At 57.9% G+C, this 25651-nt stretch carries 23 protein-coding genes and 1 tRNA gene; 18 read left to right on the top strand and 6 right to left on the bottom strand.

Annotated elements, in window-relative coordinates; translation table 11 throughout:
• The first annotated feature begins 3 nt into the window (after window positions 1-3).
• Complete coding sequence (gene lipB / locus AC0B60_RS00140) at window positions 4-642, top strand: lipoyl(octanoyl) transferase LipB (protein WP_465083096.1); 639 nt, start codon at window positions 4-6, stop codon at window positions 640-642.
• 58 nt (window positions 643-700) lie between these two features.
• Here lipB and AC0B60_RS00145 read toward each other — a convergent pair whose 3' ends face one another.
• Window positions 701-1789, bottom strand: coding sequence for a GGDEF domain-containing protein (locus AC0B60_RS00145; RefSeq protein ID WP_465083097.1), 1089 nt, complete (start codon window positions 1787-1789; stop codon window positions 701-703).
• A 259-nt stretch (window positions 1790-2048) separates the two neighbouring features.
• On the opposite strand from AC0B60_RS00145, the gene AC0B60_RS00150 reads away from it, so the two are divergent.
• Window positions 2049-3491 (top strand): ABC1 kinase family protein, encoded by a 1443-nt coding sequence (locus AC0B60_RS00150; protein ID WP_465083098.1) that lies wholly within the window; start codon window positions 2049-2051, stop codon window positions 3489-3491.
• On the opposite strand, the gene AC0B60_RS00155 is transcribed toward AC0B60_RS00150, so the two are convergent.
• Window positions 3434-3874 (bottom strand): YqaA family protein, encoded by a 441-nt coding sequence (locus AC0B60_RS00155; protein WP_465083100.1) that lies wholly within the window; start codon window positions 3872-3874, stop codon window positions 3434-3436. The two genes, AC0B60_RS00150 and AC0B60_RS00155, sit on opposite strands and share 58 nt — an antisense overlap.
• 105 nt (window positions 3875-3979) lie before the next feature.
• On the opposite strand from AC0B60_RS00155, the gene AC0B60_RS00160 reads away from it, so the two are divergent.
• Window positions 3980-6106 carry a methyl-accepting chemotaxis protein gene (locus tag AC0B60_RS00160; protein WP_465083102.1) on the top strand — a complete coding sequence of 709 codons (2127 nt, stop codon included), beginning with the start codon at window positions 3980-3982 and terminating at the stop codon, window positions 6104-6106.
• Window positions 6107-6286: 180 nt separating this feature from the next.
• Window positions 6287-6538, top strand: coding sequence for a GrxA family glutaredoxin (locus AC0B60_RS00165; RefSeq protein WP_465083104.1), 252 nt, complete (start codon window positions 6287-6289; stop codon window positions 6536-6538).
• A gap of 64 nt (window positions 6539-6602) precedes the next feature.
• On the opposite strand, the gene AC0B60_RS00170 is transcribed toward AC0B60_RS00165, so the two are convergent.
• Complete coding sequence (locus AC0B60_RS00170; protein WP_465083105.1) at window positions 6603-7865, bottom strand: 6-phosphofructokinase; 1263 nt, start codon at window positions 7863-7865, stop codon at window positions 6603-6605.
• Between the two features lie 154 nt (window positions 7866-8019).
• Here AC0B60_RS00170 and mpl point away from each other — a divergent pair, with 154 nt between their 5' ends.
• The 4 genes from mpl to AC0B60_RS00190 all read left to right on the top strand — a co-directional run bounded on the left by mpl (window position 8020) and on the right by AC0B60_RS00190 (window position 13375).
• Window positions 8020-9414, top strand: coding sequence for a UDP-N-acetylmuramate:L-alanyl-gamma-D-glutamyl-meso-diaminopimelate ligase (gene mpl / locus AC0B60_RS00175; protein ID WP_465083106.1), 1395 nt, complete (start codon window positions 8020-8022; stop codon window positions 9412-9414).
• Window positions 9415-9455: 41 nt separating this feature from the next.
• Window positions 9456-10103 (top strand): flavin prenyltransferase UbiX, encoded by a 648-nt coding sequence (locus AC0B60_RS00180; protein WP_465083108.1) that lies wholly within the window; start codon window positions 9456-9458, stop codon window positions 10101-10103.
• 118 nt (window positions 10104-10221) lie between these two features.
• Window positions 10222-11367, top strand: a complete 1146-nt coding sequence (locus AC0B60_RS00185; protein ID WP_465083109.1) for an acyl-CoA dehydrogenase family protein — start codon at window positions 10222-10224, stop codon at window positions 11365-11367.
• Between the two features lie 154 nt (window positions 11368-11521).
• The gene (locus tag AC0B60_RS00190) at window positions 11522-13375 is read left to right on the top strand and encodes a hypothetical protein (protein ID WP_465083110.1); all 1854 of its coding nucleotides are present in this window, start codon (window positions 11522-11524) and stop codon (window positions 13373-13375) included.
• Window positions 13376-13495: 120 nt separating this feature from the next.
• On the opposite strand, the gene AC0B60_RS00195 is transcribed toward AC0B60_RS00190, so the two are convergent.
• Window positions 13496-13582, bottom strand: a tRNA-Leu gene (locus AC0B60_RS00195).
• Between the two features lie 273 nt (window positions 13583-13855).
• Between AC0B60_RS00195 and rnr the strand changes: the two genes are divergently transcribed.
• The 8 genes from rnr (at window position 13856) to alr (ending at window position 22163) form a co-directional block, all read left to right on the top strand.
• Window positions 13856-16468 (top strand): ribonuclease R, encoded by a 2613-nt coding sequence (gene rnr / locus AC0B60_RS00200; protein ID WP_465083112.1) that lies wholly within the window; start codon window positions 13856-13858, stop codon window positions 16466-16468.
• A 3-nt stretch (window positions 16469-16471) separates the two neighbouring features.
• Complete coding sequence (rlmB, locus tag AC0B60_RS00205) at window positions 16472-17209, top strand: 23S rRNA (guanosine(2251)-2'-O)-methyltransferase RlmB (protein ID WP_465083113.1); 738 nt, start codon at window positions 16472-16474, stop codon at window positions 17207-17209.
• A 233-nt stretch (window positions 17210-17442) separates the two neighbouring features.
• Window positions 17443-17859, top strand: coding sequence for a 30S ribosomal protein S6 (gene rpsF, locus AC0B60_RS00210; protein WP_036203898.1), 417 nt, complete (start codon window positions 17443-17445; stop codon window positions 17857-17859).
• A gap of 29 nt (window positions 17860-17888) precedes the next feature.
• Window positions 17889-18119 carry a 30S ribosomal protein S18 gene (gene rpsR, locus AC0B60_RS00215; protein ID WP_007154918.1) on the top strand — a complete coding sequence of 77 codons (231 nt, stop codon included), beginning with the start codon at window positions 17889-17891 and terminating at the stop codon, window positions 18117-18119.
• Between the two features lie 27 nt (window positions 18120-18146).
• The gene (locus AC0B60_RS00220) at window positions 18147-19013 is read left to right on the top strand and encodes a hypothetical protein (RefSeq protein WP_465083114.1); all 867 of its coding nucleotides are present in this window, start codon (window positions 18147-18149) and stop codon (window positions 19011-19013) included.
• A 20-nt stretch (window positions 19014-19033) separates the two neighbouring features.
• Complete coding sequence (gene rplI / locus AC0B60_RS00225) at window positions 19034-19480, top strand: 50S ribosomal protein L9 (RefSeq protein WP_465083116.1); 447 nt, start codon at window positions 19034-19036, stop codon at window positions 19478-19480.
• 185 nt (window positions 19481-19665) lie between these two features.
• The gene (gene dnaB / locus AC0B60_RS00230) at window positions 19666-21063 is read left to right on the top strand and encodes a replicative DNA helicase (protein ID WP_465083118.1); all 1398 of its coding nucleotides are present in this window, start codon (window positions 19666-19668) and stop codon (window positions 21061-21063) included.
• Window positions 21063-22163, top strand: a complete 1101-nt coding sequence (gene alr / locus AC0B60_RS00235; RefSeq protein WP_465083119.1) for an alanine racemase — start codon at window positions 21063-21065, stop codon at window positions 22161-22163. The genes dnaB and alr overlap by 1 nt, the downstream gene beginning before the upstream one ends.
• A 4-nt stretch (window positions 22164-22167) precedes the next feature.
• Here alr and AC0B60_RS00240 read toward each other — a convergent pair whose 3' ends face one another.
• On the bottom strand, window positions 22168-22527 hold the full coding sequence (locus AC0B60_RS00240; protein WP_465083120.1) for a hypothetical protein: 360 nt from the start codon (window positions 22525-22527) through the stop codon (window positions 22168-22170).
• Window positions 22528-22776: 249 nt separating this feature from the next.
• Here AC0B60_RS00240 and AC0B60_RS00245 point away from each other — a divergent pair, with 249 nt between their 5' ends.
• On the top strand, window positions 22777-23655 hold the full coding sequence (locus tag AC0B60_RS00245; RefSeq protein WP_465083121.1) for a sugar nucleotide-binding protein: 879 nt from the start codon (window positions 22777-22779) through the stop codon (window positions 23653-23655).
• Window positions 23656-23668: 13 nt separating this feature from the next.
• On the opposite strand, the gene fabB is transcribed toward AC0B60_RS00245, so the two are convergent.
• Window positions 23669-24877, bottom strand: coding sequence for a beta-ketoacyl-ACP synthase I (gene fabB, locus AC0B60_RS00250; protein WP_465083123.1), 1209 nt, complete (start codon window positions 24875-24877; stop codon window positions 23669-23671).
• Window positions 24878-25095: 218 nt separating this feature from the next.
• Between fabB and AC0B60_RS00255 the strand changes: the two genes are divergently transcribed.
• The gene (locus AC0B60_RS00255; protein WP_465083124.1) at window positions 25096-25620 is read left to right on the top strand and encodes an Mpo1 family 2-hydroxy fatty acid dioxygenase; all 525 of its coding nucleotides are present in this window, start codon (window positions 25096-25098) and stop codon (window positions 25618-25620) included.
• Window positions 25621-25651: the final 31 nt, after the last annotated feature.

Consider the following 25651-nt stretch of genomic DNA (forward strand, 5'->3'; position numbering starts at 1 on the left):
CTGATGGCCGAGCTGATCGTTCGTGATCTGGGTGAGCAGCCCTACCTGGAAACCTGGGAGGCGATGAAGTCGTTTACGGCCTCACGGGACGCCTCCACGCCGGATGAACTCTGGTTGCTGGAGCATCCAAGGGTCTATACCCAGGGGCAGGCCGGCAAAGCCGAGCACATATTGGCCCCCGGTGATATCCCGGTGATACAGGTGGATCGCGGCGGCCAGGTGACCTACCACGGTCCGGGTCAGTTGGTGGTCTACCTGATGATCGACCTGACTCGCCACAGCCTGGGGATTCGCTCACTGGTGAATGTCATCGAGCAGGCTATTGTCCGAACTCTTGCGGGGTTGGGTGTGACGGCGGCGCCACGTCCAGATGCTCCGGGTGTCTATGTGAACGAAGCCAAGATTGCATCTCTTGGGCTGCGTGTGAGGCGAGGGTGTTCGTTCCATGGCCTGGCCTTGAATGTAGCCATGGACATGGAGCCATTTCGCCGGATCAACCCCTGTGGCTATGCCGGCATGGCCATGTGCCAGGTCAGTGACTTCGTCTCCGAAGTGACCGTTGCCGCTCTTGCCCCAACTCTGTCGGACGAACTGGTTGATGGTCTGGCGGGTGGCGCTGTTCGACGCGTAAGCGGTTGGTAAGGCCCAGCCAAAGTGCCTATTGAGAATGCCGAAACTGCCGACTGCGGCGGTTGCCTTGCTACCCGTGGGTACCCTCGGAATCACACACTTTGTTTCGCCCCAGGGTCTTTGCCCGATAAAGCGCTTCGTCGGCACGCTGTAGCAGGCGGTCGACGGACTCAGCGCCGTGGATAGTGGCTACTCCAACACTGATGGTGGTATTGATGCTCCCGCCCTGGGTCTCGATAGGCGTTGCTGCAATGGTCTGGCGTATGCGGTTAGCCGTCTGGGCGGCCTCGACAGCGTCAGTTTCGGGCAGCAGTACCAGGTATTCCTCTCCGCCCCAGCGTGCCAGCGTATCGACCTTCCGGCTGTGTTCCTGCAAGGTCCTGGCCACCATCACAATGGTTTCATCACCCACCTGATGGCCATAGTTGTCGTTGACGGACTTGAACAGGTCAATGTCCATCAACAACACTGAGAAACCGCGTGAATTGCGTAAGTAGCGCTGATATTCGGCTTCCAGCTGCTCGTGAGCTTCACGTCGATTGGCAAGCCCCGTCAGAGCATCGTGTTTAGCCGCATATTCGAACTCGGCAGCCAGTTTAAGCAGTCCGAGTTTACTGCGTCGCCGGCTCTGGTCCAGGACGTAGCAGGTGGACATTTCAAACCCCAGTACGGCAAGCATGGTGAGTCGGAAGCTGGTGCTGTAGGGCGAATCAAAAGCCAGGTCTCCGAGCGGGCTGAACAGCAGGGCGACCGCTGCGAGGCCCCCGGTACAGGCAAACACCCCAACTTTCGCTTCGCTGATGTAAAAAATGATGGGTGGGTAGGCAAACAACCAGATAATGGCAGAGCCATCCTCCACCGCATTGATGGCCAGATAGGTGAACAGGATCGTAATCGCGGCAATAAAACCGCGGCGTTGCAGGGTGCTGTTGTGACTGACCAGATAAACAATACCATTGACACCTAGCAGCATGGCAAAGACGATCAGGGTTGTGGCTGAGCCGGGCATTCCGCGGTCCAGGGATCGCCATGCGAAAAACAGCAGGAGGGGGACCGCTGCCAGAGTAAGCCAGCCGATCAACATCGGAACCGGAATTTCACCCTTCACCCGGAACTGTGACAGTTTGGTGTCGGAGGGTTTGCTGGTGGTCTGTGTCATTGTTGCTGTCTTGTTGTTTTTGGGCGTCAGTGGCGAGGTCATCGACCACATTTTTATACTAAACGGCTTTGGCTGTGGGGTCTGTGTAAAAACGTAAAACCTTTTGCCAACCACAGAAGTAAACACAGAAGAAGCGGTTTGCATTGGCCCCAAGGGCAATGAATTGACGGCACGCCGGTTAGGTTTGAGAACCCGGGTATCCGTATAATGGTTATAAAGGCTGATAGCGCCAACACTTACAGAACCGAGCAGGTTTTTGATGGCATCCAGACCCAAAAGCACATCTGTTGCACGTATCAAAACCGGTAGCTTTGAGCGCCGGCTTACCCTCACCAGGGCGGGGCTTTTCGCAGGGACCCGGATGGCCTCCCACATGGCCACCAACTGGTTCAGCAGCAAGGACAAGCGGGAGGCCCGGCACCGGGCCATGCTATCCAGCCAGGCGGAGTTCCTGGTAGACGAGTTGGGCAAGCTCAAGGGCAGTGTCGTCAAGATCGGGCAGGTGATGGCTCTCTACGGTGAGCACTTCCTGCCTGAGGAAGTAACCGAAGCACTGCATACCCTGGAAGACCAGACCACCTGGCTGGAATGGCCGTCGATCGAGCGTGTGCTTAAGGCCGAGCTGGGTGCTGACCGGCTGGCGGAACTGGCAGTGGACCCCGACCCGATTGGTGCAGCCTCGTTGGGGCAGGTCCATCGGGCGCGCCGGCGAAGTGACGGGCTGGAGCTGGTGCTCAAGGTCCAGTACCCCGGCGTTGACGAGGCGGTCGACAGTGACCTTAACGCAGTGGCACATCTGCTCAAGATTGCCCGCCTGGTCTCCTTCGGCCCCGAGTTCAACGACTGGCTGGAAGAAGTGCGGGACATGATGCACCGGGAGGTGGATTACCGCCTCGAAGCCCGTACCACCGAGAAATTCCGGCGGATGCTGCTGGACGACCCCCGTTTTGTGGTGCCCCGTGTTCTGGACGAGTACTGCACAGCCCATGTCATCGCCTCTACCTACGAGCCGGGCCACTCAGTGAGTTCGGTGGCGGTGCGGGAGCTTGCCCTTGATCGTCGTAGCGAGTTGGGCCGCGCCGCGCTGGAATTGTTCTTCCGTGAGCTGTTTGTCTGGGGTGAAATCCAGACGGATCCAAATTTTGGCAACTATCGAATCCGTATCGCCGGCGAGGAAGGCGCGGACAGCGAAACCGATCAGATTGTGTTGTTGGACTTCGGGGCGGTACAGGCCTACTCGGCGACCTTCCTGGACCCCGTCATCCAGATGATTCGGGCGTCCTACGAGGGCGACCTGCAGAAAGTGATTGATGGCGGTATCCGGTTGCGCTTCATGAGCCGGGATTGGCCTGATGACGTTCTGGACACGTTCGGCAAGGTTTGCATGTCGGTATTGGAGCCACTGTCCAGGGATCGTAGCGCCTGGCCGGACAACGCTGTGAATGATCAAGGCCAGTATCGTTGGAAACAGAGCGACCTGCCCTCGCGAGTGGCGCGTCAAGCCGCGCGTTCAGCCATAAGCCGCTATTTCAAGGTGCCGCCGAAGGAGTTTGTGTTCCTGAACCGCAAGCTGATCGGTGTCTACACGTTCATCGCGGTGCTGAATGCGGAATTTAACGGTGAGGATCTGCTCCGGGAATACCTCTACGGTGACCCCGGAACCCCCGATGCTTCCAGCACCAACCAGATGACCAAGCCGTAGCGCAACCCCTTGCCGATGGCTACCAGGATCACGAAGTTGAGCCAGGGCACGCGCATGATCCCACCAACCAGGGTTAGCGCGTCGCCCCCCAGTGGCAACCAACCCAGAAGCAGAGACCATTGCCCGTAACGGTTGAAGCGGGTGCGGGCCTTTTCGAGCTGGGATTCGGAAATCGGAAACCAGCGTTTGTGCTTAAAGCGATCCACTTGCCGGCCGATAACCCCATTAATAACAGAGCCTGCGGTGTTGCCCGCTGTCGCCCAGAGCCATATCCACCAGAGTGAATAGCCTTGAGTCACCATGCCGCCAAGGAGAATTTCCGAATAGGCCGGCAGTATTGTTGCTGCGGCCAGTGCGGTCATGAACAAGGTGAAGTAGGCCAATGGACGCTCCTGGTGAGATGAATGCCGATCAGACTTTAATGGCAGCTGTGCCTTCAGGGCACTAAGCTGATAATGAATTCCTACCTGAGACAGGTTGCTGTACCAATGAAAAAACTGTCACTGCGTTTCAAACTCTATGCCCTGGTCATTACGCTGCTGCTGGTTATGGGAATCAGTATTGTGGTGACTGCCCAGCTTTCCCTGGGGCAGATGGAGCAGCGAATCACCTCCGAAACCCGTGATACAGTGCGCAGCCTTGCCATCGACCGGTTAAGCGCAACCGCCGGGAAATACGGTGAGGTAGTCAGCGGCATGTTCGCCACAGCCTATCGGACACCGGAAGTCGTCCGCAACGTCATCAGCCGGAATATACAGGTGGACAGCTCCGGCCGCATCAGCCGCGTTGCCCTTCAGGAAACGGTGGGTGCGGTATTGGAGGAGCAGGAGGGGCTGAGTTCAATCTATGCCCAGTTCGAACCGGACGCCTACGACGGCCAGGACCGCTACTTCACCGGGGGTGTCGAAGAACACAGCAGTGATGAAGGTACCCTGGAAATCTATTACTACCGCTCTCCCGAGGGCGATGTGGTCTTCAGTCGCACTGAGGATCCGGCCACCAAGTATCTGGACAACCGGAATGAGTTCGGTATTCGCGAGGCGGAATGGTACCTGTGTTCCATGGATAGCCAGGAGCCTTGCATCATGGAACCTTACGAATACGAGATTGAAGAGGGCTATACCGAACTGATGACCAGCCTGGTCGTACCAATCATGGACGGAAACGAGTTTGCGGGCGTGGCCGGCGTTGACCTCAATCTGTCAACGCTCCAGAAAGCGATCCAGAGGGTCAGCGACAATCTCTATGACGGCGAGTCAAGGGTAACGCTGTTGAGCAGCAAAGGCCTGATTGCCGCGTCCAGCCACTACAGCGAGCACCTGGGGCGGCCGTTGGCGGAAGCATTGCCGGAGCAGGCTGGAACCTACACATCCCTGCACAGCGACGGTGGCACCTATGACGATGGCGAAACCCTGGCCGTGTCTTACCCTATCGAGATCGACCTGCCGGGCGCCCAATGGTCCCTGTTGATCGAATTGCCACGGCAGACCGCGTTGGCTGACGTGGCCGAAATCACCGACCTGCTGTCCAGCGAGGTGAATACCACTGCCGGTCGCCAGACCATGGTGGGGGTGTTGGTGTCGGTGGTTGCGATCCTGATTCTGGTGGTGCTGGTTCGCTCGGTGACCAAACCGTTAAACGAAATCCGTGACCGGATGAAAAACCTGGCCAGTGCCGAAGGGGATCTGACCAGCGAGTTGAACATAGATACCCATTCGGAACTGATCGAACTGGCTGGCGGGTTCAACCAGTTCCTGGGCCGCTTAAGGGAGATGATCAACGACCTCAAAGACGTCAACGCCAAGGTCAGCCAGCAGGCGGCCGATGTGGATGTGATCGCCAAGGAAACCGACGAGCAAACCGAAAGCCAGCATCAGGACATCGAAAGCGTTGTTACCGCGATGAACGAAATGTCCGCCGCCGCTGGTGAAGTGGCAGGCTTTGCGGGTGAGGCAGCCGAAAACGCGCAGATGGCTCAGGACGGCATCCGCTTTACCCAGGATACGCTGACGTCTGCCCTGGATGGCGTGGGCGCGTTGGCAGGCGATATGGACGAAGCCAGTACTGCCATAGGCCAGGTTGCCACCCGCAGTGAGGACATTAACCGTATTATTGAAGTGATCCGGGGAATTGCGGAACAGACCAACCTGTTGGCGCTGAACGCAGCCATCGAGGCGGCGCGAGCGGGTGAGCAAGGCCGGGGCTTTGCAGTGGTGGCTGACGAGGTCAGAACACTGGCGTCCCGTACCCGTGAGTCCACCGACGAAATCAGCCAAATGATTGATGGCCTGCAAAGCGATGTGGGTGGTGCTGTGACCGTTATCAACGGTGGTGTTGATCGCGCCACCCGAGCAGTGGAGGGTACCCGTGAGGCAGACCACTCTTTGGCCTCAGTGGTTGAGCGCATAGCAACCATTGTGGAACACGTCACCCACGTGGCCACGGCCGCCGAAGAGCAAAGTTCCGTCAGTGAAGAAATCAATCGCAACCTCACTCGGATCGGTGACGCCGCCAATGACCTTCGGGCATTGGCACAACGGGTCAGTGGCAGCGGCCGGACACTGGATGAGCAGGTGAAAGTGCTGGATTCGGAACTGAACCGTCTGAAAACCTGAGTGCCTGGCTGGATAAGGCCAAACGGCAACGCCCGATAGCGCTGGTTGCATCAGTCCAGGCTATCGGTGTCATTCAGTTCATTAATTTTATTTTTTCGGTGGGCGTGCCACCATGACAGCCCATTATATCGACGGCTGCAACACTCAGGCCTGTCCATTGTTATCAACAGGAGTCAGTTTATGGATCATGTCACCATCTACGGCCGTGCTTCCTGCGGTTTTTGTATGCGCGCCCGGCAATTGTGCGAGATCAGGGACATTCCCTATCGCTACGTGGACATGATCGAAGAAGGCATCAGCAAGGCGGATCTGGAGAAAACCGTTGGCAAGCCCGTGCACACGGTGCCGCAGATCTTTGTGGGCGAGGAGCACGTTGGCGGGTTTGACCACTTCTCGCACTACGTTCAGCGGTTTGAGGCCGCCTCGAGATAAACGGTTCGACGAAAAAAAGGCGCCAGCGGATGACCCGGTGGCGCCTTTTTTGTGGGCAAGTGGCTCAGAACTGGAAGTCGGCCTTCAGTTTCTTCTCCACAAGCTGATTCTTCAGCTTCGCGACTCTCGGCAGGCCATCATCGAATGGCGGGAAGCTTTCGCCGTGGATCAGTGGCTCCAGGTAATCGCGGCAGTCCTGCGTGATGCCATAGCCATCATCGGTGATGTAATGGATCGGCATTTTCTTTTCCTGGTTGGCGACCTCGCTCAACGGTGCCTCACCAATGTGCCAGCGATAAGGGCGTGACTGTTCGCGCACAATCGTCGGCATCAGCGCCTGTTTACCTGCCAGTGCCATTTCCACGGCCACCTTGCCTACCGAATAGGCCTGCTCTACGTCCGTGGCGGAGGCAATATGCCGGGCGCTACGCTGCAGATAGTCCGCCACGGCCCAGTGGTATTTGTGGCCCAAAGCCTGGCGCACCATGTTGGCCAGGGCCGGCGCGACACCGCCAAGCTGGGTGTGGCCGAAGGCATCCTTGGCGCCTGCATCGGCGAGGAAGCGGCCGTCTTCATACTGGGCACCTTCAGAGGCGACGACCACGCAGTAGCCATATTCCTTGACGCAGAAATCCACCCGCTCAAGGAAGCGTTCGCGCTCGAAGGGGATTTCCGGAAACAGGATGACGTGAGGCGGGTCGCCTTCGACTTTTCCTGCAAGGCCACCAGACGCCGCAATCCAGCCAGCGTGGCGCCCCATCACTTCGAGGATGAACACCTTGGTGGAGGTGTCGCACATGGAGCGAATGTCCAGGCTCGCCTCCAGGGTAGAGGTGGCGATGTACTTGGCCACCGAGCCGAAACCGGGGCAGCAGTCGGTGAAAGGCAGGTCGTTGTCCACCGTTTTGGGCACCCCGATGCAGGTAATCGGGTAGCCCATCTTCTCCGCAAGCTGAGACACTTTGTAGGCCGTATCCTGGGAGTCGCCGCCGCCGTTGTAGAAGAAATAGCCGATGTCGTGAGCGCGGAACACCTCGATCAGGCGTTCGTATTCCCGTTTATTCTCGGAAAAGTTCTTCAATTTATGGCGGCAGGACCCGAACGCACCGCCCGGAGTGTGGATCAGCGCCTGGATGTCTTCATCGCTTTCGAGGCTGGTATCAATCAGTTCCTCTTTGAGCGCGCCGATGATTCCGTTGCGCCCGGCGTAAAGCTTACCGATCTGATCGGGGTGCTTGCGGACGGTCTGGATAACCCCGCAGGCACTGGCGTTAATGACGGCGGTCACACCGCCTGATTGGGCATAAAATGCGTTTCTGGTGGCCATTTCCGGCTAGTGCCTCCTGCAGTTTCATCAATTGCGGCAGATGATACGCCAATCGCCGTTTTTTTTCATGACATCAAACGTCGTAAGGAACGCTTGACGGCCCGCATTCTATACGGGACGCTTTGCAGGTTTCATCCAAGAGGTCGATAACCGAATGCATATCCATATCCTGGGAATCTGTGGCACCTTCATGGGCAGTTTGGCCGTGTTGGCAAGGGAATTGGGGTACACCGTGACCGGCTCCGATCAGGGGGTTTATCCACCCATGAGTACCCAGTTGGAAGCCCAGGGGATCGGGTTAATGGAAGGTTACGATCCTGACAACCTCAAGCCCCAACCGGACCTGGTTCTGGTTGGCAACGCCATGTCCCGGGGCAATCCGGAGGTAGAGGCGGTTCTTAACCAGAACATAGACTATATGTCGGGCCCGGAATGGCTGGCGCGAGAGGTTCTGCGTCATCGCTGGGTGCTGGCGGTGGCCGGGACCCACGGCAAGACCACGACAACGGCCATGTTGTTGTGGATCCTGGAGCGGGCCGGGTTCGAGCCTGGTTATCTGATAGGTGGGGTTCCCAACGATTTCCCGGTTTCGGCGCGGTTGGGTAACAGCGATTTTTTCGTTATTGAGGCGGATGAGTACGACAGCGCCTTCTTTGATAAGCGCTCCAAGTTTGTCCACTATCGGCCTCATACCCTGATCCTCAATAACCTCGAGTTTGATCACGCGGATATTTTCGACAACGTCGAAGCCATTGAGCGCCAGTTCCATCATTTGGTCAGAACAGTCCCCTCCCGTGGGCTGATCGTGCGACCGGCTCTTGATACCCATCTTGACCGGGCGCTGGAGCTTGGCTGCTGGAGCGGCGTGCAGGCCACCTCGGTGGGCAGTGAGGTGCCTTATATGGCGGATTGGCGTGCTGAGTTGCTGTCGGAGGACGGCAGTCAATTCATGGTGGTACACCACGAACAACCCGTGGCGCCGGTCAGTTGGTCTCAAACCGGCCTGCATAACGTTCGTAACGCCCTGGCGGCCATTGCCGCCGCTCGTCATGTGGGGGTTACTCCGGACCACGCCGTGGCAGCGCTGTGCCATTTTTCGGGCGTCAAACGCAGGATGGAGTTGCTGGCGGATGTTGACGGGGTTCGCGTCTACGATGATTTTGCCCATCACCCGACTGCTATTGCTACCACTCTGGAAGGCCTGCGCCGAAAAGTGGGCGATGAGACCATCCTTGCGCTGATCGAGCCACGTTCCAACACCATGCAGCAGGGAGTTCACCAGCAAACCCTGCTGCCCAGCGCGGCTGAGGCAGACCGGGTGTTCTGGGCCAACCTGAATCGTATGGACTGGTTGCCAGCATTGGTCGAAGGCAGCGACACCGTGTTGGAGGCGCCGGGTCGTCATCGCGTCGGGGCCAGCGTTGGGGAGTTGATCGACCTGGTTCTGGATCAGGTGTCCGGTCCCTGCCATATTGTCATCATGAGTAACGGCGGTTTTGGCGGTATTCACCAGAAGCTGATTGCCGAACTGGAACGTAAATCCGGCTGACGGGGCATTCTGCCTCCGCTATCCAATCAGGAAACTTCAGTATGACTGCAGCTTCAGAACCCCGGCGGGTGATCAATCTTGCCTTTACCGGCGCCTCCGGTGCCCAGTATGGCCTGCGACTATTGCAGTGTCTGGTCGCGGCGGACTGCCGCGTGCATGTCATGATCAGCAAGGCGGCGCAGGTTGTGATTGCCACGGAAACCGATCTCAAACTACCGGGCAACACCTCTGCCATGCAGGAAGCGCTTTCCAGCTATGCCGGCGCCCGTCCGGGACAGGTGCTGGTGTTTGGCCGGGAAGACTGGTTCGCCCCGCCGGCTTCTGGCTCCGGCGAGAAAGCCCCGCTGGTGATTTGCCCCTGCAGTACCGGTACCCTGTCGGCCCTGGCCACAGGTGCCAGTAACAATCTGATCGAGCGCGCTGGCGACGTGGCCCTTAAGGAGCGGCGGCAACTGATCCTGGTGCCCCGGGAAGCGCCCTTTTCGGAAGTGCACCTGGAAAACATGCTGCGCCTGACCCGCATGGGCGCGGTTATCATGCCGGCCAGTCCGGGGTTCTATCACCAGCCAGAATCCGTGAGTGACCTGGTGGACTTCATCGTTGCTCGCCTGCTGGATCATCTGGGCCTGCCCCAGGACCTGATGCCGCGCTGGGGTGAGGAGAGGGCGAAGGCGAAACAGCCCGACTGAACCACTGGGCGATGGTTTTGGCCAGCCCGATTGATGCTTTTCATCATTGAGCGAAAACGCCGCGCCCCCGAGACTTGGTGAACGACAACCACAACACAGTCATTCACCGAGGTACACCATGATTCCACGCACAGTCTTTGATGCCGACCTTGACGGCTTCCGGGATTCCGTCCGCAAGTTCCTGCAGCAGGAAGCGGCGCCCTACCATGAACAGTGGGAGAAGGACGGCCAGGTCAGCCGTGAGCTCTGGAAGAAGGCCGGCGAACTTGGCTTCCTGTGCCCGACGATGCCGGAGGAGTATGGCGGCGTAGGCGCGGACTTCCGCTACAGTGCCGTCATCATGGAAGAGGTCTCCAGGGCAGGCCTGTCCGGCATCGGCTGGACCTTGCATTCCGATATTGTTGCGCCCTATATCCTCAATTACGGCTCCGACGAGCAGAAGCAGTATTACCTTCCGAAACTGGCGACCGGCGAAATGATCGGCGCCATCGCCATGACAGAGCCGGGCGCCGGCTCTGACCTGCAGGGTGTGAAAACCACAGCGGTGAAAAACGCCGCTGGCGATCACTTTGTGCTTAATGGCTCCAAGACCTTCATTACCAATGGCCAGTTGGCGGATCTGGTGATCGTGGTGGCCAAGACCGATCCGAAAGAGGGCGCCAAGGGTACCAGCCTGTTGTTGGTGGAGAGTGCCTGGGAAGGGTTCGAGAAGGGGCAAAACCTGAATAAAGTAGGGATGAAGGCCCAGGACACCTCCGAGTTGTTTTTCCAGGACGTAAAGGTGCCGGCGGATAAGCTTTTGGGCTCGATGGAAGGCCAGGGCTTTTTCCAGCTTATGGCGGAATTGCCTGCAGAGCGCCTGCAGGTGGGGCTGACCGCCGTTGCCGCTGCGGAAGCCGCCTGGCAATGGACCCTGGACTATGTGAAAGAGCGTAAAGCCTTCGGCAAGCCGGTGATTGCGTTCCAGAATACCCGCTTCAAGATGGCGGAAATGAAAGCGGAAATCACGGCTGCCCGGGTGTTTTGTGATCGCTGCCTGGAGCTGCACCTGGAAAAGAAGCTGGATATCCCCACCGCAGCCATGCTGAAGCAGCACACCACCGACCTGCAGTGCAAAGTGATGGACGAGTGTGTCCAGCTCCATGGTGGTTATGGTTACATGTGGGAATACCCCATTGCCCGCGCATGGGCGGATTCGCGGGTTCAGCGTATCTACGCCGGCACCAACGAGATCATGAAAGAGATCGTGGCACGGTCGTTCTGACGCCCGATATCGTCGGACTTGCGCGTCGCCGGGGCTGCTCCGTCGGCGCGTTTTTGTTACCTAAGTTTACAAATTGCCAAACCTATCAAGGTTCCCCCCGACAACATCCCCTACAGTAGCGGCACAACCTCTAACAAGGACAATGGTTGCCGCGATGAAACGCCTGTTCCCCCTTTCAGTTGCCCTGTTCACACTCGCCCTGGCCGGATGCGGTGAAGAGTCTGATGAGTCACCGGTTGATGGTCGCGACTTCGACGGCGAGGAATACATCGAACCGGAGCCCTATACCGGCCGGGTGATTGACGGTTACCTGCGCAATGCACGGGTGTGGCTGGATATGGACGGCGACAGCCAGTACACGCCGGGCCCGATGACCTTTGAGAACAGCGCCGGTACTGAGATAACCCTGCCCGGGGGGGAGCCCACCGCTTTGACGGGGGAAAACGGTGCCTTCTCGCTGGATACGGCGGGACTGGTGCAGGACCCGTCCATATCGCCGGATATCGATCCCAGGGATTTTCCGCTGTTTGCGGTGGTGTTGCCCGGTCAGACGCTGGAGCAGACGCGCATCGGGGATGTGGTACTGGAAGACGCCTACCTGCTCAGTGCTCCGCCGGGCGTGCGCAATGTCACTCCGCTGAGCCACCTGGTTCGGCAGCGCCGCCTGATTGGCTTGCAGGATCTTTCGGTCATCAGTACCGATCTGTCCGATGCCCTTGGCAACGTGAACCTGGTCAGTGACTATATCCGGTCCGGTGATCATCGTGCCCATGCCTATGCCCGCGCCTTCGCCCGCTTTATGGCCAGCCAGTTTCCTCCAGAGTATGCCAACCTTCTTCGCAATGGCGACGGGCGGGAACGTTACCTGAGTGAAGAGGCGGTTTACCTGCTGGGTGTTTCCTTTGCCCGCAATGCCCTCGATGTAGTTCGGATTGTTGACGACGCCGCTTCTCAGGGGAATTATGAGAACATCAATATTGACGAACTGTCCTTGCCAGAAGTGCCGGTTGAGCTGGACGATCCGGTTATCCTTGAACGCCAGACGGTTCTGGCCAGGGGGGAGGGGAGTGAGTTGCCAGCCACGATGTCCAACCTCAGTGTGTCGGCCGAACTGACCTTCGACTACTCGGAAGATGGCCGATTAACGGCTGTGACGGCGAACGGCTGCATGATGCCTTCACTGAGGGAAATGGCCCGGTTGATCAACGCCCGTGGCAAGATCGCTGATACCGATGTGCAATGGATGCCTTCGGTCTCACTGTCCCAGGAAAGTGCCAGCTACTATGAGATTGAAGGGCCTGATGAGCGGCTGACGTTTGACTGGCAGGATCGCACCGCGACGTTCGAAACCACCACCACCTGCCACCCGGGGCTCGCGTCATCCTCGGCATTCGGTGGCCCACCGGCAATCAGCTATGAATGGACTATGGCGGATGCCCGTGTCCAGACCCTGACGGCAGTTTCGGGCAGCAAGACGGAAGTGCTTCTTCCGGACTACCGGTTTGCCAACGAAGCCTTTTTTGGCTTCACGCGTTCCGTTGATGAGGCCGACGAGGAAATCGTCGCGCTCACCAGTAGCGTCCAGTCCTGTGAGGGAGACATTGATCCGGAGGATGCGGATGCGGCGCAGGTGGTGTCTGCCCAACAACCTTTCACGGTCACCGGCAATATCACGTTACCCGATGAATTCACGTCGCCGGCGCTGGAGTTTGATACTCGTAATGACCGGTTCCGGCCATTGCGATTTGGTTTCCTGAATGAGGAAATGAGTTCCACGCCTGGAGTCAGCAATTCAGAAGGGTTTGATTGGGCGTTCTACTACCCTTTCGACAGCTCCAGCGAATTTGTGGCGGACCAGCCCAACCTGATCAACATCGCTTACCTGAATCGCCATGGTGGGAGCAGGGCCTGCGGCCGAGAGTTCGAAAGGGCGCCTTCTGCGGCCTACGCTCGAGTGAACTACACCTATCAGCGACTCTCGGAATATTTGTCGGGATTAGTGGAGTGAGCTATGTGCGCAGGGCGGCTCTTCGCGAGAGTGCGGAGAGTTTTGCATTTGCGCGCGCAGGTTTATTGCGACATGTGCTTACAAGGGTGTCGGATTCGTAACACTTCCTGAGGGAGGAAGTGGTGCCGAGGAGAGGACTTGAACCTCCACGGGGTTGCCCCCACTAGCACCTGAAGCTAGCGTGTCTACCAATTTCACCACCTCGGCAGGTGATTTGCAGTCTCTCCGGTGGGCATTCAAACGTTTTACTTCGTTGAATTTCCGGACTTTCTGCCGCAGTTGAAGGGGTTGCCGTCAACCAATGGCGCGTACTTTAATCATTCGGAAAAAGCCTGTCAAATATTTTTTGTCCCGCTGGGGCCGGTTTTTATGCCTATTTTAGGCGGTCGGTTAGGCAGGCAGGTGCTGGCAGCGTTATACTCCTTTGCAAACGCAATATAACGATTGATTTCCAGCAGGGAAGTCAGACTAAGGATACGAATGGTTTCCAGAAAAAAGACGGACAAAGACCCACACGCGCAGCGTGAGGCCAGCAAATACGACAACCCGATTCAGAGCCGGGAGTTCATTCTCGACCATCTGAAAGAGCGGGGGGCGCCGGCCACTCACGAGACCCTGTGCGGTGAACTGGGGCAGCAGTCCGAAGAGGGCATCGAAGCCCTGCGTCGCCGGCTGATTGCCATGTGCCGCGATGGACAACTGATCTGCAATCGTCGGGGAGCCTACCTGCCTATCGAAGAGGCGGATCTGGTCACCGGCCGTATCACGGGTCACAAGGACGGTTTTGGCTTCCTGATCCCGGATGACGGTGGTTCGGACTTGTTCCTGACAGCTCGTCAGATGCGCCAGGTTTTCCACGGTGACCGTGTCGCCGCCCGGGTGGATCGGGTAGACGATCGCGGTCGTCGTGAAGGTGTGATTGTGGAGGTTCTGGAGTATCGCACGCATCAAACCGTTGGCCGGTTGTTCCAGGAAAGCGGTATCTCCTTTGTGGTTCCGGAGAACGCCCGCATCAATCACGAAGTGCTGATACCCGCAGAGCATATCAATGAAGCGCGTCATGGCCAGTACGTGGTGGTCGACATCCTGCGCCAGCCGACGGTGCGCACCCAGCCGACGGGCAAAGTTGTTGAAGTGCTCGGCGAGCATATGGCGCCGGGTATGGAAATTGACGTCGCCATTCGTTCCTACGACATTCCCCACAGCTGGCCGCCGGCAGTGGGCGAGCAGATTGCTGGCATCGCCGAGGAAGTCACTGAAAAGGACAAGCAGAATCGGGTGGATATCCGCAACCTGCGCCTGGTGACCATCGACGACGAAACCGCCCGGGATTTTGACGACGCGATCTATTGTGAGCCGCGCCCGCGCGGTGGCTATCGCCTGCTGGTGGCGATTGCGGACGTATCTCATTATGTGCGCCCCGGCTCTCCGCTGGATGAAGAAGCGATTAACCGTGGCAACTCCGTGTATTTTCCGGACCACGTGGTGCCCATGCTGCCGGAAAAGCTGTCCAACGGGCTGTGTTCCCTGAATCCGGGTGTGGATCGGTTGTGCATGGTGGCGGATATGACCATCAGCGCCAATGGCAGCGTCAGCGGTTATAGCTTCTACCAGGCCGTGATGCACAGCCACGCGCGGCTGACCTACAACAAGGTCAGCGACATGCTGGAGCGCCCGGATTCCGAGCGGGGCTACACGTTGTCAGAGCAGTACGCCCACGTATTGCCGCACCTGCACAACCTTTACAATCTCTACAAGTTGCTGCGTAAGGCCAGAACCGAGCGGGGCGCCATCGATTTCGAAACCACGGAAACCAAGGTGGTGTTCGATGCCAATCGCAAGATTGAGGAAATCGTTCCGGTCCAGCGCAACGATGCCCACAAAATTGTCGAGGAGTGCATGCTGGCCGCCAACGTGGCGACGGCGCGCTTCCTGAAGAAACACAAAGTGCCGTCCTTGTACCGTGTGCACGACGGCCCGTCGGAAGAACGGCTTAACGCAGTACGCCTGTTCCTGGGTGAGTTGGGTTTGCAGTTGGGCGGCGGCGACAAGCCAAGCTCCGCAGATTATCAGGCATTGTTGTCCAGTATTGCAGACCGCTCTGATGCCAACGTAATCCAGACGGTGATGCTGCGCTCCCTCAGTCAGGCGGTTTACAGCCCGGACGAGGGTGGGCATTTTGGTCTTGGCTTTGCCAGCTACGCCCACTTCACCTCGCCGATTCGTCGCTATCCGGACCTGATCGTGCATCGCGGGATCAAGTCGGTGGTTCATGGCGAAGAGGGTAGCAAGGACGTGGTGGTGCCCCCGAAGCGTGACCCGGAGCTTGCGGATTACCCTTATGATACACCCCGCATGCATCAGCTGGGCGAGCACTGCTCGATGACGGAACGCCGCGCTGACGATGCGACTCGGGACGTCATGGCGTGGCTCAAATGCGAATACCTCAAGGACCACGTGGGTGAGGAGTACGACGGCGTGATTGCAGCCGTTGTGCCTTTCGGGTTCTTTGTGGAGCTTTCTGGGGTCTACATTGAGGGCCTGGTGCACGTGTCCACCCTTAGTGGTGATTACTTCCATCACGATGCTGCCAAGCATCGTCTGATCGGCGAGCGTACCGCTATGAGCTTCCGGTTGGGCGATGAGGTCCGCGTGAAGGTGATGCGTGTAGGCATGGAAGACCGCAAGGTGGACCTGGAGCTGGTGAGCGAGCCACAGCATCGCCAGGCTGACCGGGATGCACTGGAGGTCACCAAGCGAGAGCCGCGGGATAAGGGCAAGGGCAAAGGTAAGGGGCGAGGTAAGGGTGGTAAATCCACCGCTGGCCGTGCTCCAAGGGTTGACCGGGACAAGGCTGGTGATGCGGCCGCCAAACCCCGCCGCAGGAAAGCGACTGGCTCAAAGCCCTCTGGCAAATCGGGGGCGTCCGACACGGTCACGCCAACGTTCGATGACGATGGCGAAATGTCGGCCCGTGACAAGCTGGTGGCGGAAGCGGCCAAGCTTGCACTGGGTAAGGGCAAGAGCAAGAAGGCGCCGGCTAAAACCGCCGGCGCTGACAAGAAACGAAAGCCCCGCAAGTCAGGAAAATAGGTCGTGACTGAAGAGTTTATTTTTGGCTGGCATGCGGTTGAGGCCGTTCTCAAGCGCGAGCCGGAGCGTTTGCAGCAGGTGTGGATCCAGACTGGCCGCGAGGACCGCCGTGTCAAGACGGTAACTGAGGCTCTTGATGAGCTTGGGGTTCGTTGGCAGGTAGTGCATCGCAAAGAGTTGGATCAGCGCGTTGCGGGTGTTCACCAGGGCGTTGTGGCGTCGGTTTCCGAAAGTCGTGAATGGAGCGAGGATGATCTCCTGGCCATGCTTTCAGGGTCTGAGCAGCCGCCGTTTCTGCTGATTCTCGATGGTGTGACCGACCCCCACAATCTGGGTGCCTGCCTGCGAACCGCTGACGCCGTGGGTGTCCAGGCCGTGGTTGTGCCGAAGGACAAGTCCGCCTCGTTATCGCCGACCGTCAGGAAGGTGGCCTGTGGTGCGGCTGAAACCGTGCCCCTGGTACGTGTTACCAATCTTGCGCGGTTTATGCGCACTATCAGGGACGATGGTGTCTGGCTCATTGGCACCGCTGGCGAAGCAGCCAGCACCCTATACCAGGCGGACTTCACCGGCCCGGTTGCCCTGGTAATGGGTGCCGAAGGCAAAGGCATGCGTCGCCTGACCCGGGAACACTGTGACCTGTTGATCAATATCCCCATGCTTGGCCACGTCGACAGTCTCAATGTGTCAGTGGCTACCGGCGTCTGCCTTTACGAAGCCTTGCGCCAACGGCTTGCATAGTGTCAGCCACACGCCTAGAATACGTGACCCCCTTTCCAGGGGGCTGTTTTGTATTGCCTGAAATCCTGGTAATCAATATCGGCTTTTTGAACAGGCTTTAATCCGTAATGTCTTGTTGATAAAAGCAAAAAGAAGCCGGCAGCTTTGCCTGCCACCTCCTTGCTTCTTGCATTTGCCCTGTTTTTTGAAACCGGTGCCTGTGCTGGGGGCTGTTTAAACCGTAGGGAGAACTCATGCGTCACTACGAAATCGTATTTATGGTACACCCGGATCAGAGCGAGCAAGTGCCCGCGATGATCGAGCGCTATACCGGCGTCATCAATGAAGATGGCGGCAAGGTACATCGCCTGGAAGATTGGGGCCGTCGCCACCTGGCTTACCCGATCAACAAGATCCACAAGGCTCACTACGTACTGATGAACATTGAATGTTCACAGGCAGCGATGGACGAGCTGACTCACAACTTCCGTTTCAACGATGCCATCATCCGCGACATGATCCTGCGCCGTGATGGTGCCGACATCGAACTGTCCCCGATGAAAGCTTCCGAGTCCCGTGAAGACCGTCGTGGCGGCGATGATCGTCCGCGTCGTTCAGCCGAATCTGACGAGCCACGTCAGCAGGCTGAAACCCAGGACGAAGAAGAGTAAAACCATCACCGGAGTTGAGGAGTTAAGTTATGGCTCGTTTTTTCAGACGTCGTAAATTCTGCCGCTTCACGGCAGAAGGTGTTAAAGAGATCGATTACAAGGATCTGGACACCCTGAAAGGTTACATCACTGAAACCGGCAAAATCGTGCCCAGCCGTATCACCGGCACCAAGGCACGCTATCAGCGTCAGCTGGCTACCGCTATCAAGCGTGCCCGCTACCTGGCACTGCTGCCGTATTCGGACAGCCACGATAACTAAGTAACAGAATTAACAGGACCCGGGACCATGCGTGCACTGGCACAGTTTGTAATGCGCGGTCCTCTGCAGGCAGGCGGGGTGGCAGCAGTTGCGACTGCGATACCCTTGTTGTTCTGGATAGGTGCGGCGGTTATTGGCCTGGTCATTCTCAGGCTGGGTATCAGCCAGGGGCTTAGTATTGGCCTCTGGGCGTTGCTTCCGGCACTCGGCTGGAGCTGGTTCGGGCAGGACCCGACGGCACTGGTCGTGTTGCTTCAGGCAATGTTGATGGCGTCCATCCTGAGAATAACCCTGTCCTGGGAGAAAGCACTGCTTGCAGGCAGTTTCCTGGGGATTGTGACAGGCTTGATGTTGCCCTTGGTGTATCCCGATCTGTTGAACGATCTGGTGCAGGCCGGGGTACGATTTTACGAAGAGTACAACGCCGAAATCGCCAGTAGTCTTGGCAGTGAGCTGGAAACAGTCATTCGGCAAACCATGAATGCGAGCATGGCCGGCACCTACCTGGTATTAGGGGTGTGCATGACCATGCTGGCGAGATCCTGGCAGGCTGGGTTGTACAACCCCGGCGGATTCCGGGTCGAGTTTCACTCGCTCCGGCTGTCACCGGCAATCGCGGTTATTTGTGTGATTACCATCGTGGCGGGGCCCGTTCTCGGGCTGAATTCCATGCTGCTGGGTTGGGTCGGAGGATTGCCACTGTTCGTGGCGGGCCTGGCGCTGGTTCATGGCGTTGTAGGTCGTAAGAATCTGAGCGGTCAGTGGTTGGTGATGTTCTACCTGGCACTGGTACTGCTTGGTCCAAGCCTGATGATTCTGTTGGTAGTTCTGGCTTTTGTGGATAGCTGGCTGGATATCCGGAGGCGAATGAAGCCCTCCGGCCCGGCTGAATAAAGCACGAAGAGGTTAACGAGATGGATGTTATTCTGCTCGAAAAAGTAGCAAACCTTGGTTCACTGGGTGACAAGGTCAAGGTAAAGGCCGGTTACGGTCGTAATTTTCTGCTGCCATACGGCAAGGCCGTTGCGGCTACTGCCGACAACCTGAAGGCTTTCGAAGAACGCCGTGCAGAGCTGGAGAAAGCGGCGGCTGAAAAGCTGTCTGCGGCCCAGGCGCGTGGCGAGGCTCTGGAAGGCGCTTCGGTCACCATCACCTCCAAGGCTGGTGAAGAAGGCAAGCTGTTCGGCTCCATCGGTGTGCGTGATATCGCAGATGCGATTACCGCTGCCGGTACCGAAGTAGAAAAAAGTGAAGTTCGTCTGCCGGAAGGCCCGCTCCGCGTGGTTGGCGAGTATGAGATCGAGCTTCAGCTGCACTCCGACGTGACCGTTCACATTAACCTGGCCGTTGTGGCTGAGTAATTTGACGGTATAGTCTGAGCGCCGGGTTTCTACCCCGGCGGCAGCCATACAGGCCCGGAATCCATTCAGGTGGATTCCGGGCCTGTTGCTTTCTGGTGTATGATTTGTGTTTTCCGTAGCTCTCCCATCGCATCGACAATCCCCGTAAACTGTCACGGATGTGATGCCCAGACGAAGACGTTTCCATGGCCAACCCGAATTTCAAACCGGTAAACAGCGACCCTGAGACCAGCCGAATCAAGGTTCCACCTCATTCCGTGGAGGCCGAACAAGCGGTGCTTGGTGGCCTGATGCTGGACAACCGCCGATTTGATGAGATCTCGGAGATCATTTCCGCAGGCGACTTTTACCGTCAGGATCACCGACTCATTTTTGGTGCCGCCGAGCGACTGGCGGGTGAAAGCGAACCGCTGGATGTGGTGACCTTGACCGAATTCCTGGAGCGTGCCGGTGATATTGAAGATGCGGGTGGGCTTTCCTATCTCGCAGAGTTGGCCGAGAAAACCCCCGGCGCTGCCAATATCCGCGCCTATGCCGAGATCGTGCGGGAGCGATCGATTCTGCGGCAACTGGTTCAGGTGTCCGGCGAGATCTCTGATTCCGCTTTCAATCCCCAGGGTCGGAACAGCAACGAGATACTGGACGAGGCCGAGCGTAACGTCTTCCAGATTGCCGAATCACGGGTCAAGGAAGGCTCCGGCCCGCAGGCCATCAACCCGATTCTTACCAAGGCCCTCAGTCGTATTGAGGAGCTGTTCGAGTCCGGCGAGACCACAACGGGTCTGACAACGGGCTTTAAGGACCTGGACGAGTGGACGTCGGGGATGCAGCCCTCGGACCTGTTGATTGTGGCGGGGCGACCGTCCATGGGTAAGACCACCTTTGCGATGAACATCGTTGAGAACGCCCTCATCAGTACCGGCGCACCGATTTTGGTATTCAGTATGGAAATGCCGGCGGACGCGTTGGTCATGCGTATGCTGTCCTCCCTGGGGCGAATTGACCAGAGTCGGATTCGTAGCGGCAAGCTGGAAGAGGACGACTGGCCGAGGCTGACATCAGCGGTGAGCCTGCTGAAAGACAAGCCGCTCTATATTGACGACACGCCTGGCCTGAGCCCGACGGAAATGCGTTCCCGTGCCCGCCGTATTGCCAGGGAGAACGACGGAAAGCTTGGCCTGATCATGGTGGATTACCTCCAGTTGATGCGGGTACCCGGCAACACCGAGGGCAGGACCGCCGAGATTTCCGAAATCTCCCGCTCCCTGAAAGGGATTGCCAAGGAGCTCAGCTGCCCGGTCGTGGCGCTTTCGCAGCTGAACCGGAGCCTGGAACAGCGGCCAAACAAACGCCCGGTGAACTCAGACCTGCGGGAATCCGGCGCCATCGAGCAGGACGCGGACGTGATCATGTTTGTTTATCGGGACGAGGTCTACAACGAAGACACCTCCGATAAGGGCATCGCCGAAATCATCATCGGTAAGCAACGAAACGGCCCCATTGGCACCGTGCGACTGGCCTTCATCGGCAAGTACACCAAGTTCGAGGATCTGGCCCACGGCGATTACGGCGGAGATTATTGATGCCACGGAAGACCGTTGCCCGTATTGATACCTCTGCACTCTGCCACAATTACCGTCTGGCCTGCAGGCTGGCCAGCCCGGCCCGCGCAATGGCCGTTATCAAGGCCGATGGCTATGGCCATGGCATTCGTGAAGTCGCACGGGCCTTGGCGAGCGACGCACCTAAATTTGCCGTTGCCTGTCTGGAAGAAGCCTTGGCGATCCGTGAGGCTGATGTTGACCATCCTGTAGTGTTGTTGCAGGGCATGCACAGTGCCGAGGACGTAGCGATTTGTGTTCGCGAAGGTTTTGAAGTGGTGGTCCACAGCAGTTATCAGCTGGACTGGCTGGAGCAGGCTGCTGAGATGCCGACGCTCTGGGTGAAAGTGAATACCGGCATGAATCGGCTTGGCTTCGCGCCTGACGTGCTGGCCGATGTTATGGCACGCCTGGGTACCTTTGGAGCGGGAGAGAAGGTGACGGGGTTCGTAACGCACTTCGCCTGTGCTGACGATATTTCCAGTGATGACACTGACCGGCAGACCCGGTTATTCAGTGAGGCAGTGGTGAACTGGCCTGCACTTGAGAAAAGCGCGTCGAATTCCGCCGCCCATTTTCTCCCCGCCCAGCCATCGTTTGACTGGACCCGCCCAGGCATCATGCTTTATGGCGCCTCTCCAACCATGGGCAAGACCGGCCCAGAGCTGGGCCTGGAAGCGGTGATGACACTGGAAGCCCCATTGACCGCTGTACGAACTTTAAAACCGGGAGAGTCCGTGGGCTATGGCCACACCTGGACCGCGACCCAGGAAACACGTATGGGAATTGTGGCCATTGGCTATGGTGATGGCTACCCTCGCCACGCCGGTACGGGGACTCCTGCCTGGGTTGCCGGGAGGCGCATACGCCTGATCGGCAGGGTGTCCATGGACATGCTGGCGGTGGACCTGACAGGCGCCCCGGAAGCATGCCCGGGTGACGCAGTGGAGCTCTGGGGGCGGCATATCAGCGTGGATGAAGTAGCGCTAAACGCTGGTACCATCGGCTACGAACTGCTAACGGGGATTACAGCCCGGGTACCCAGGCTGTATGAGAATTCGGGCAACTCTGAAGTAGGGTAGGTGGTCAGGAGGCGGGCTCCGGCTCGTGGATGATTTCCTCAATGAAGTCGAGAATCGCGGCCAGGCTGCGGTCGTCCAGTTTCTTCAAGACTTTGTGAACGACCATCTTGCTGCCTTTGAGCATGCTACCGATGCCCATTTTGGCCATACCCATGAGCATGCTGCTGGCGTTCAGTCGGCGTAGGGGCTCCAGGAAGAAGAAATCCAGGCCGCTGTCGGTCATCTCGACGATCAATTCAAACAGCTTGTCGATGGCGAGTTTGTCGGCCTTACCGCGCTCACGGAGTTCGTTAACGGTCTGAAGGGCGCGAGTGCGAAGTTCGTCCGAAATGGGGGCAACGATATGGCTTTGTTGTTTCAGCATGTAGGATCCTGTTGTTGTATGCTCGTCAGGTCTGCTCAGTACTCAGACACGTATTCTATGGGGTGTACTTCGCGTGCCATTGGCTCGAACGGTCTAGGGTGCCCGTCATATCAGTTATATCCCGGGTACGCGTTCCAACAAGCTGTGGGAACGATTACAGTGTGGTGAAGGCGTACAACAGCATACAGGCTAGTCGGCAACGGTACTGTTACCCGTTGCGAACAAAGAAATCGGAGGCGGTGAGCGCACGTGCACGTTCTTGTTGTTCATGATTATGGCCCTTTGGGGCGGGTATTGCTGGAGCGTCTGAGGAGCACCTCGCTTCATGTCAGCCCGCTGCTGATCAGCGAGCTTGAAACGGCGGACCTTTCGGCGCTGGAAGGCTGGATTCCCGACGACACCGACTTGATCGTGAATGCGCTTTGGCTAGCAGACCCTGAAAGTGCGGAAAAGAACCCTGAATCGGCTCACAAGGCGTCGTTTTCGTTGCCCGTGGCGCTGGCTGAGCACGCCTGTGAGCGCAATATCGCGTTGCTGCAATTGTCCTCTTCCTATGTGTTCGACGGCCGAAAGCAGAGTGCCTACATTGCCTCCAATCCCGGTCAGCCCTGTAACGAGTTGGGTAACTGGCAATGGGAATGCGAACAGGCACTGAGAACGCTGTTACCTCGACATATCATTCTGAGGACGGGCTGGAGCCTGGGACGCTTTGTCCGCAAGGTGCAGTCCGTTGCCGCAGGGTCCGACACCATCAAGTTACCCGGCAAATGCCGTGGCCAACCCGTGACGGTCAGTGATCTTGCCCGGGTGATTACCGCGATTGTCCAGCAGATAGACTGTGGCGCGGAGGTGTGGGGCACTTATCAGTATGCCGGCGCGGAAGACATCTCACTCTATGAACTGGGGCTTGCAATCACGGGATTGAGGGGCATCCCCGATGGTATCCGGGTGGTGGATGAAACGCCCGCATGGGCAACCCTGGAGCCCGCGAACGCCACCATGATCTGCACCAAAATCCGTAACACCTTTGGCGTCAAGCAGCTCCCGTGGCGTTCGGGGTTAGCCGAAGAACTGGAGCTGCTGTCGCTGAACGGCGGCAAGGAACTCACTGACGAACCCACAAGCTAGTATTGTCAGGGAGTCAGACTTTTCCGAATACCAGCGAGGCATTGGTGCCGCCGAACCCGAAGCTGTTGGACATCACTGTCTTAAGTGGCGCCACTTTGGAATCAGGCCCCACGACCGGCATTCCGGCAATGGTGTCATCCAGATTTGTCAGGTTTTTAGTGCCGGCAATAAATCCATTCTGAAGCATGATCAGTGAATAGATGGCTTCATGAACCCCGGATGCCCCCAAAGAGTGGCCGGACAGGGACTTTGTGGAGGAAATCTGCGGTACTTTGTCACCGAAGACATTCCGCACTGCCTTCATTTCCGCCACATCGCCTACAGGCGTGCTGGTGCCATGTGCATTGATGTAATCCACCGGTGCCTCAACCGTGGACAGCGCCTGTTGCATGCAACGCATGGCGCCCTCGCCAGAGGGGGCCACCATGTCATGTCCGTCGGACGTGGCGCCATAACCGGTCAGCTCTGCAATGATGGGGGCACCGCGCTTAAGGGCATGCTCCAGCTCTTCCATCACCACCATTCCGCCACCGCCAGCGATGACGAATCCGTCACGGCCAGCATCGAACGGCCTGGAAGCGGTTTCCGGGGCGTCGTTGTACTTGGTGGAGAGAGCGCCCATGGCGTCGAACAGCATCGTCAGGCTCCAGTCCTCTTCCTCGCCACCGCCGGCGAATACAATGTCCTGCTTGCCGGACTGGATCTGCTCCGCGGCGTGACCAATGCAGTGGGCGCTGGTGGCGCAGGCGGACGACATGGAGTAGTTTACACCACGAATTTTAAACGCAGTGGCCAGACAGGCCGACACGGTGCTGGTCATGATCCGTGGCACCATGTAGGGCCCGATACGTTTGACGCCTTTTTCACGCATGATGTCGACGGCCTCCACCTGGCTGGCGCTGGATGCGCCGCCGGAGCCGGCAATCAGACCGGTCCGGTCGTTGGAGACCAGATCGTCTGTCAGCCTTGAGGACGCAATGGCCTGCTCCATAGCGAGGTAGCTGTACATCGCCGACTGACCCATGAAGCGTCGGGTCTTACGGTCAATGATTGAAGTGTCCACATCAACGGAACCCGCCACATGGCTACGGAAGCCCATGTCACGATAGGTTTCATTGAACCGGATGCCCGATTTGCCGGCCTTGAGGCTTTCCAGCACCGCATCCGTGGAGTTGCCGAGGCAGGAAACAATGCCCATTCCGGTAACTACAACCCGTCTCATACTTTCCTCCTTAGCAGGGCCTGCACCGCGAACCGGGCCGATCCCTTCTGTCTTTGACTATAACCATCAGTCTAGGCGCTTTGGCGCCGCGGCGATATTTGACCTTGGTAAGGTGCCAGAAGAGGCGAAGTGATCGGCCATAGCCGTTACGTACAAGGCGGCGATCATGGACGTTGGTAAGATGGCGCTTATCAACAATAACCCGAGGGAGATTCACCGTGCGTTCACTGTCTCAATTCCTGCATGACTACGGCGATAGCCACCAGAACACCGTCAACCAGTGGGTCCATATTGCCTGCGTTCCGGCTATTCTGATATCAACGCTGGGACTGTTCTGGCTGATACCGGTAGGCAGTTGGCTTGGCCTTTCTGGCTCTTGGGCCTATTGGGTCAACGGCGCCACGATTCTCGCGGGCTTGTCGGGTATCGTCTATCTGCGCTTGTCGCTTTGGGTGTTCGTATTGATGGCGGGCTGGTTTGTGATGTCTTTGTGGGCCATACAGAGTGTGCTGGCCAGTGGTCTGTCTCTGTTCTGGACCAGTCTTATGGTCTGGATCGTTGCCTGGGCGGTCCAGGTGGTCGGCCATAAAATTGAAGGCAAGAAGCCGTCGTTCGTGGAAGACCTTGTGTTCCTGCTGATCGGGCCGATCTTCGTCAGTATCGAGTTTGCAGCGAAGCTCGGTATACCGGTTCCCCATGTCCAGAGCGGCCATAATGGTGGGCATCAGCCTCAGGGTCACTGAGAGGGGCTGCTTGAGGTATGCTTGCAGGGAA

The organism is Marinobacter sp. V34, from assembly GCF_055524115.1.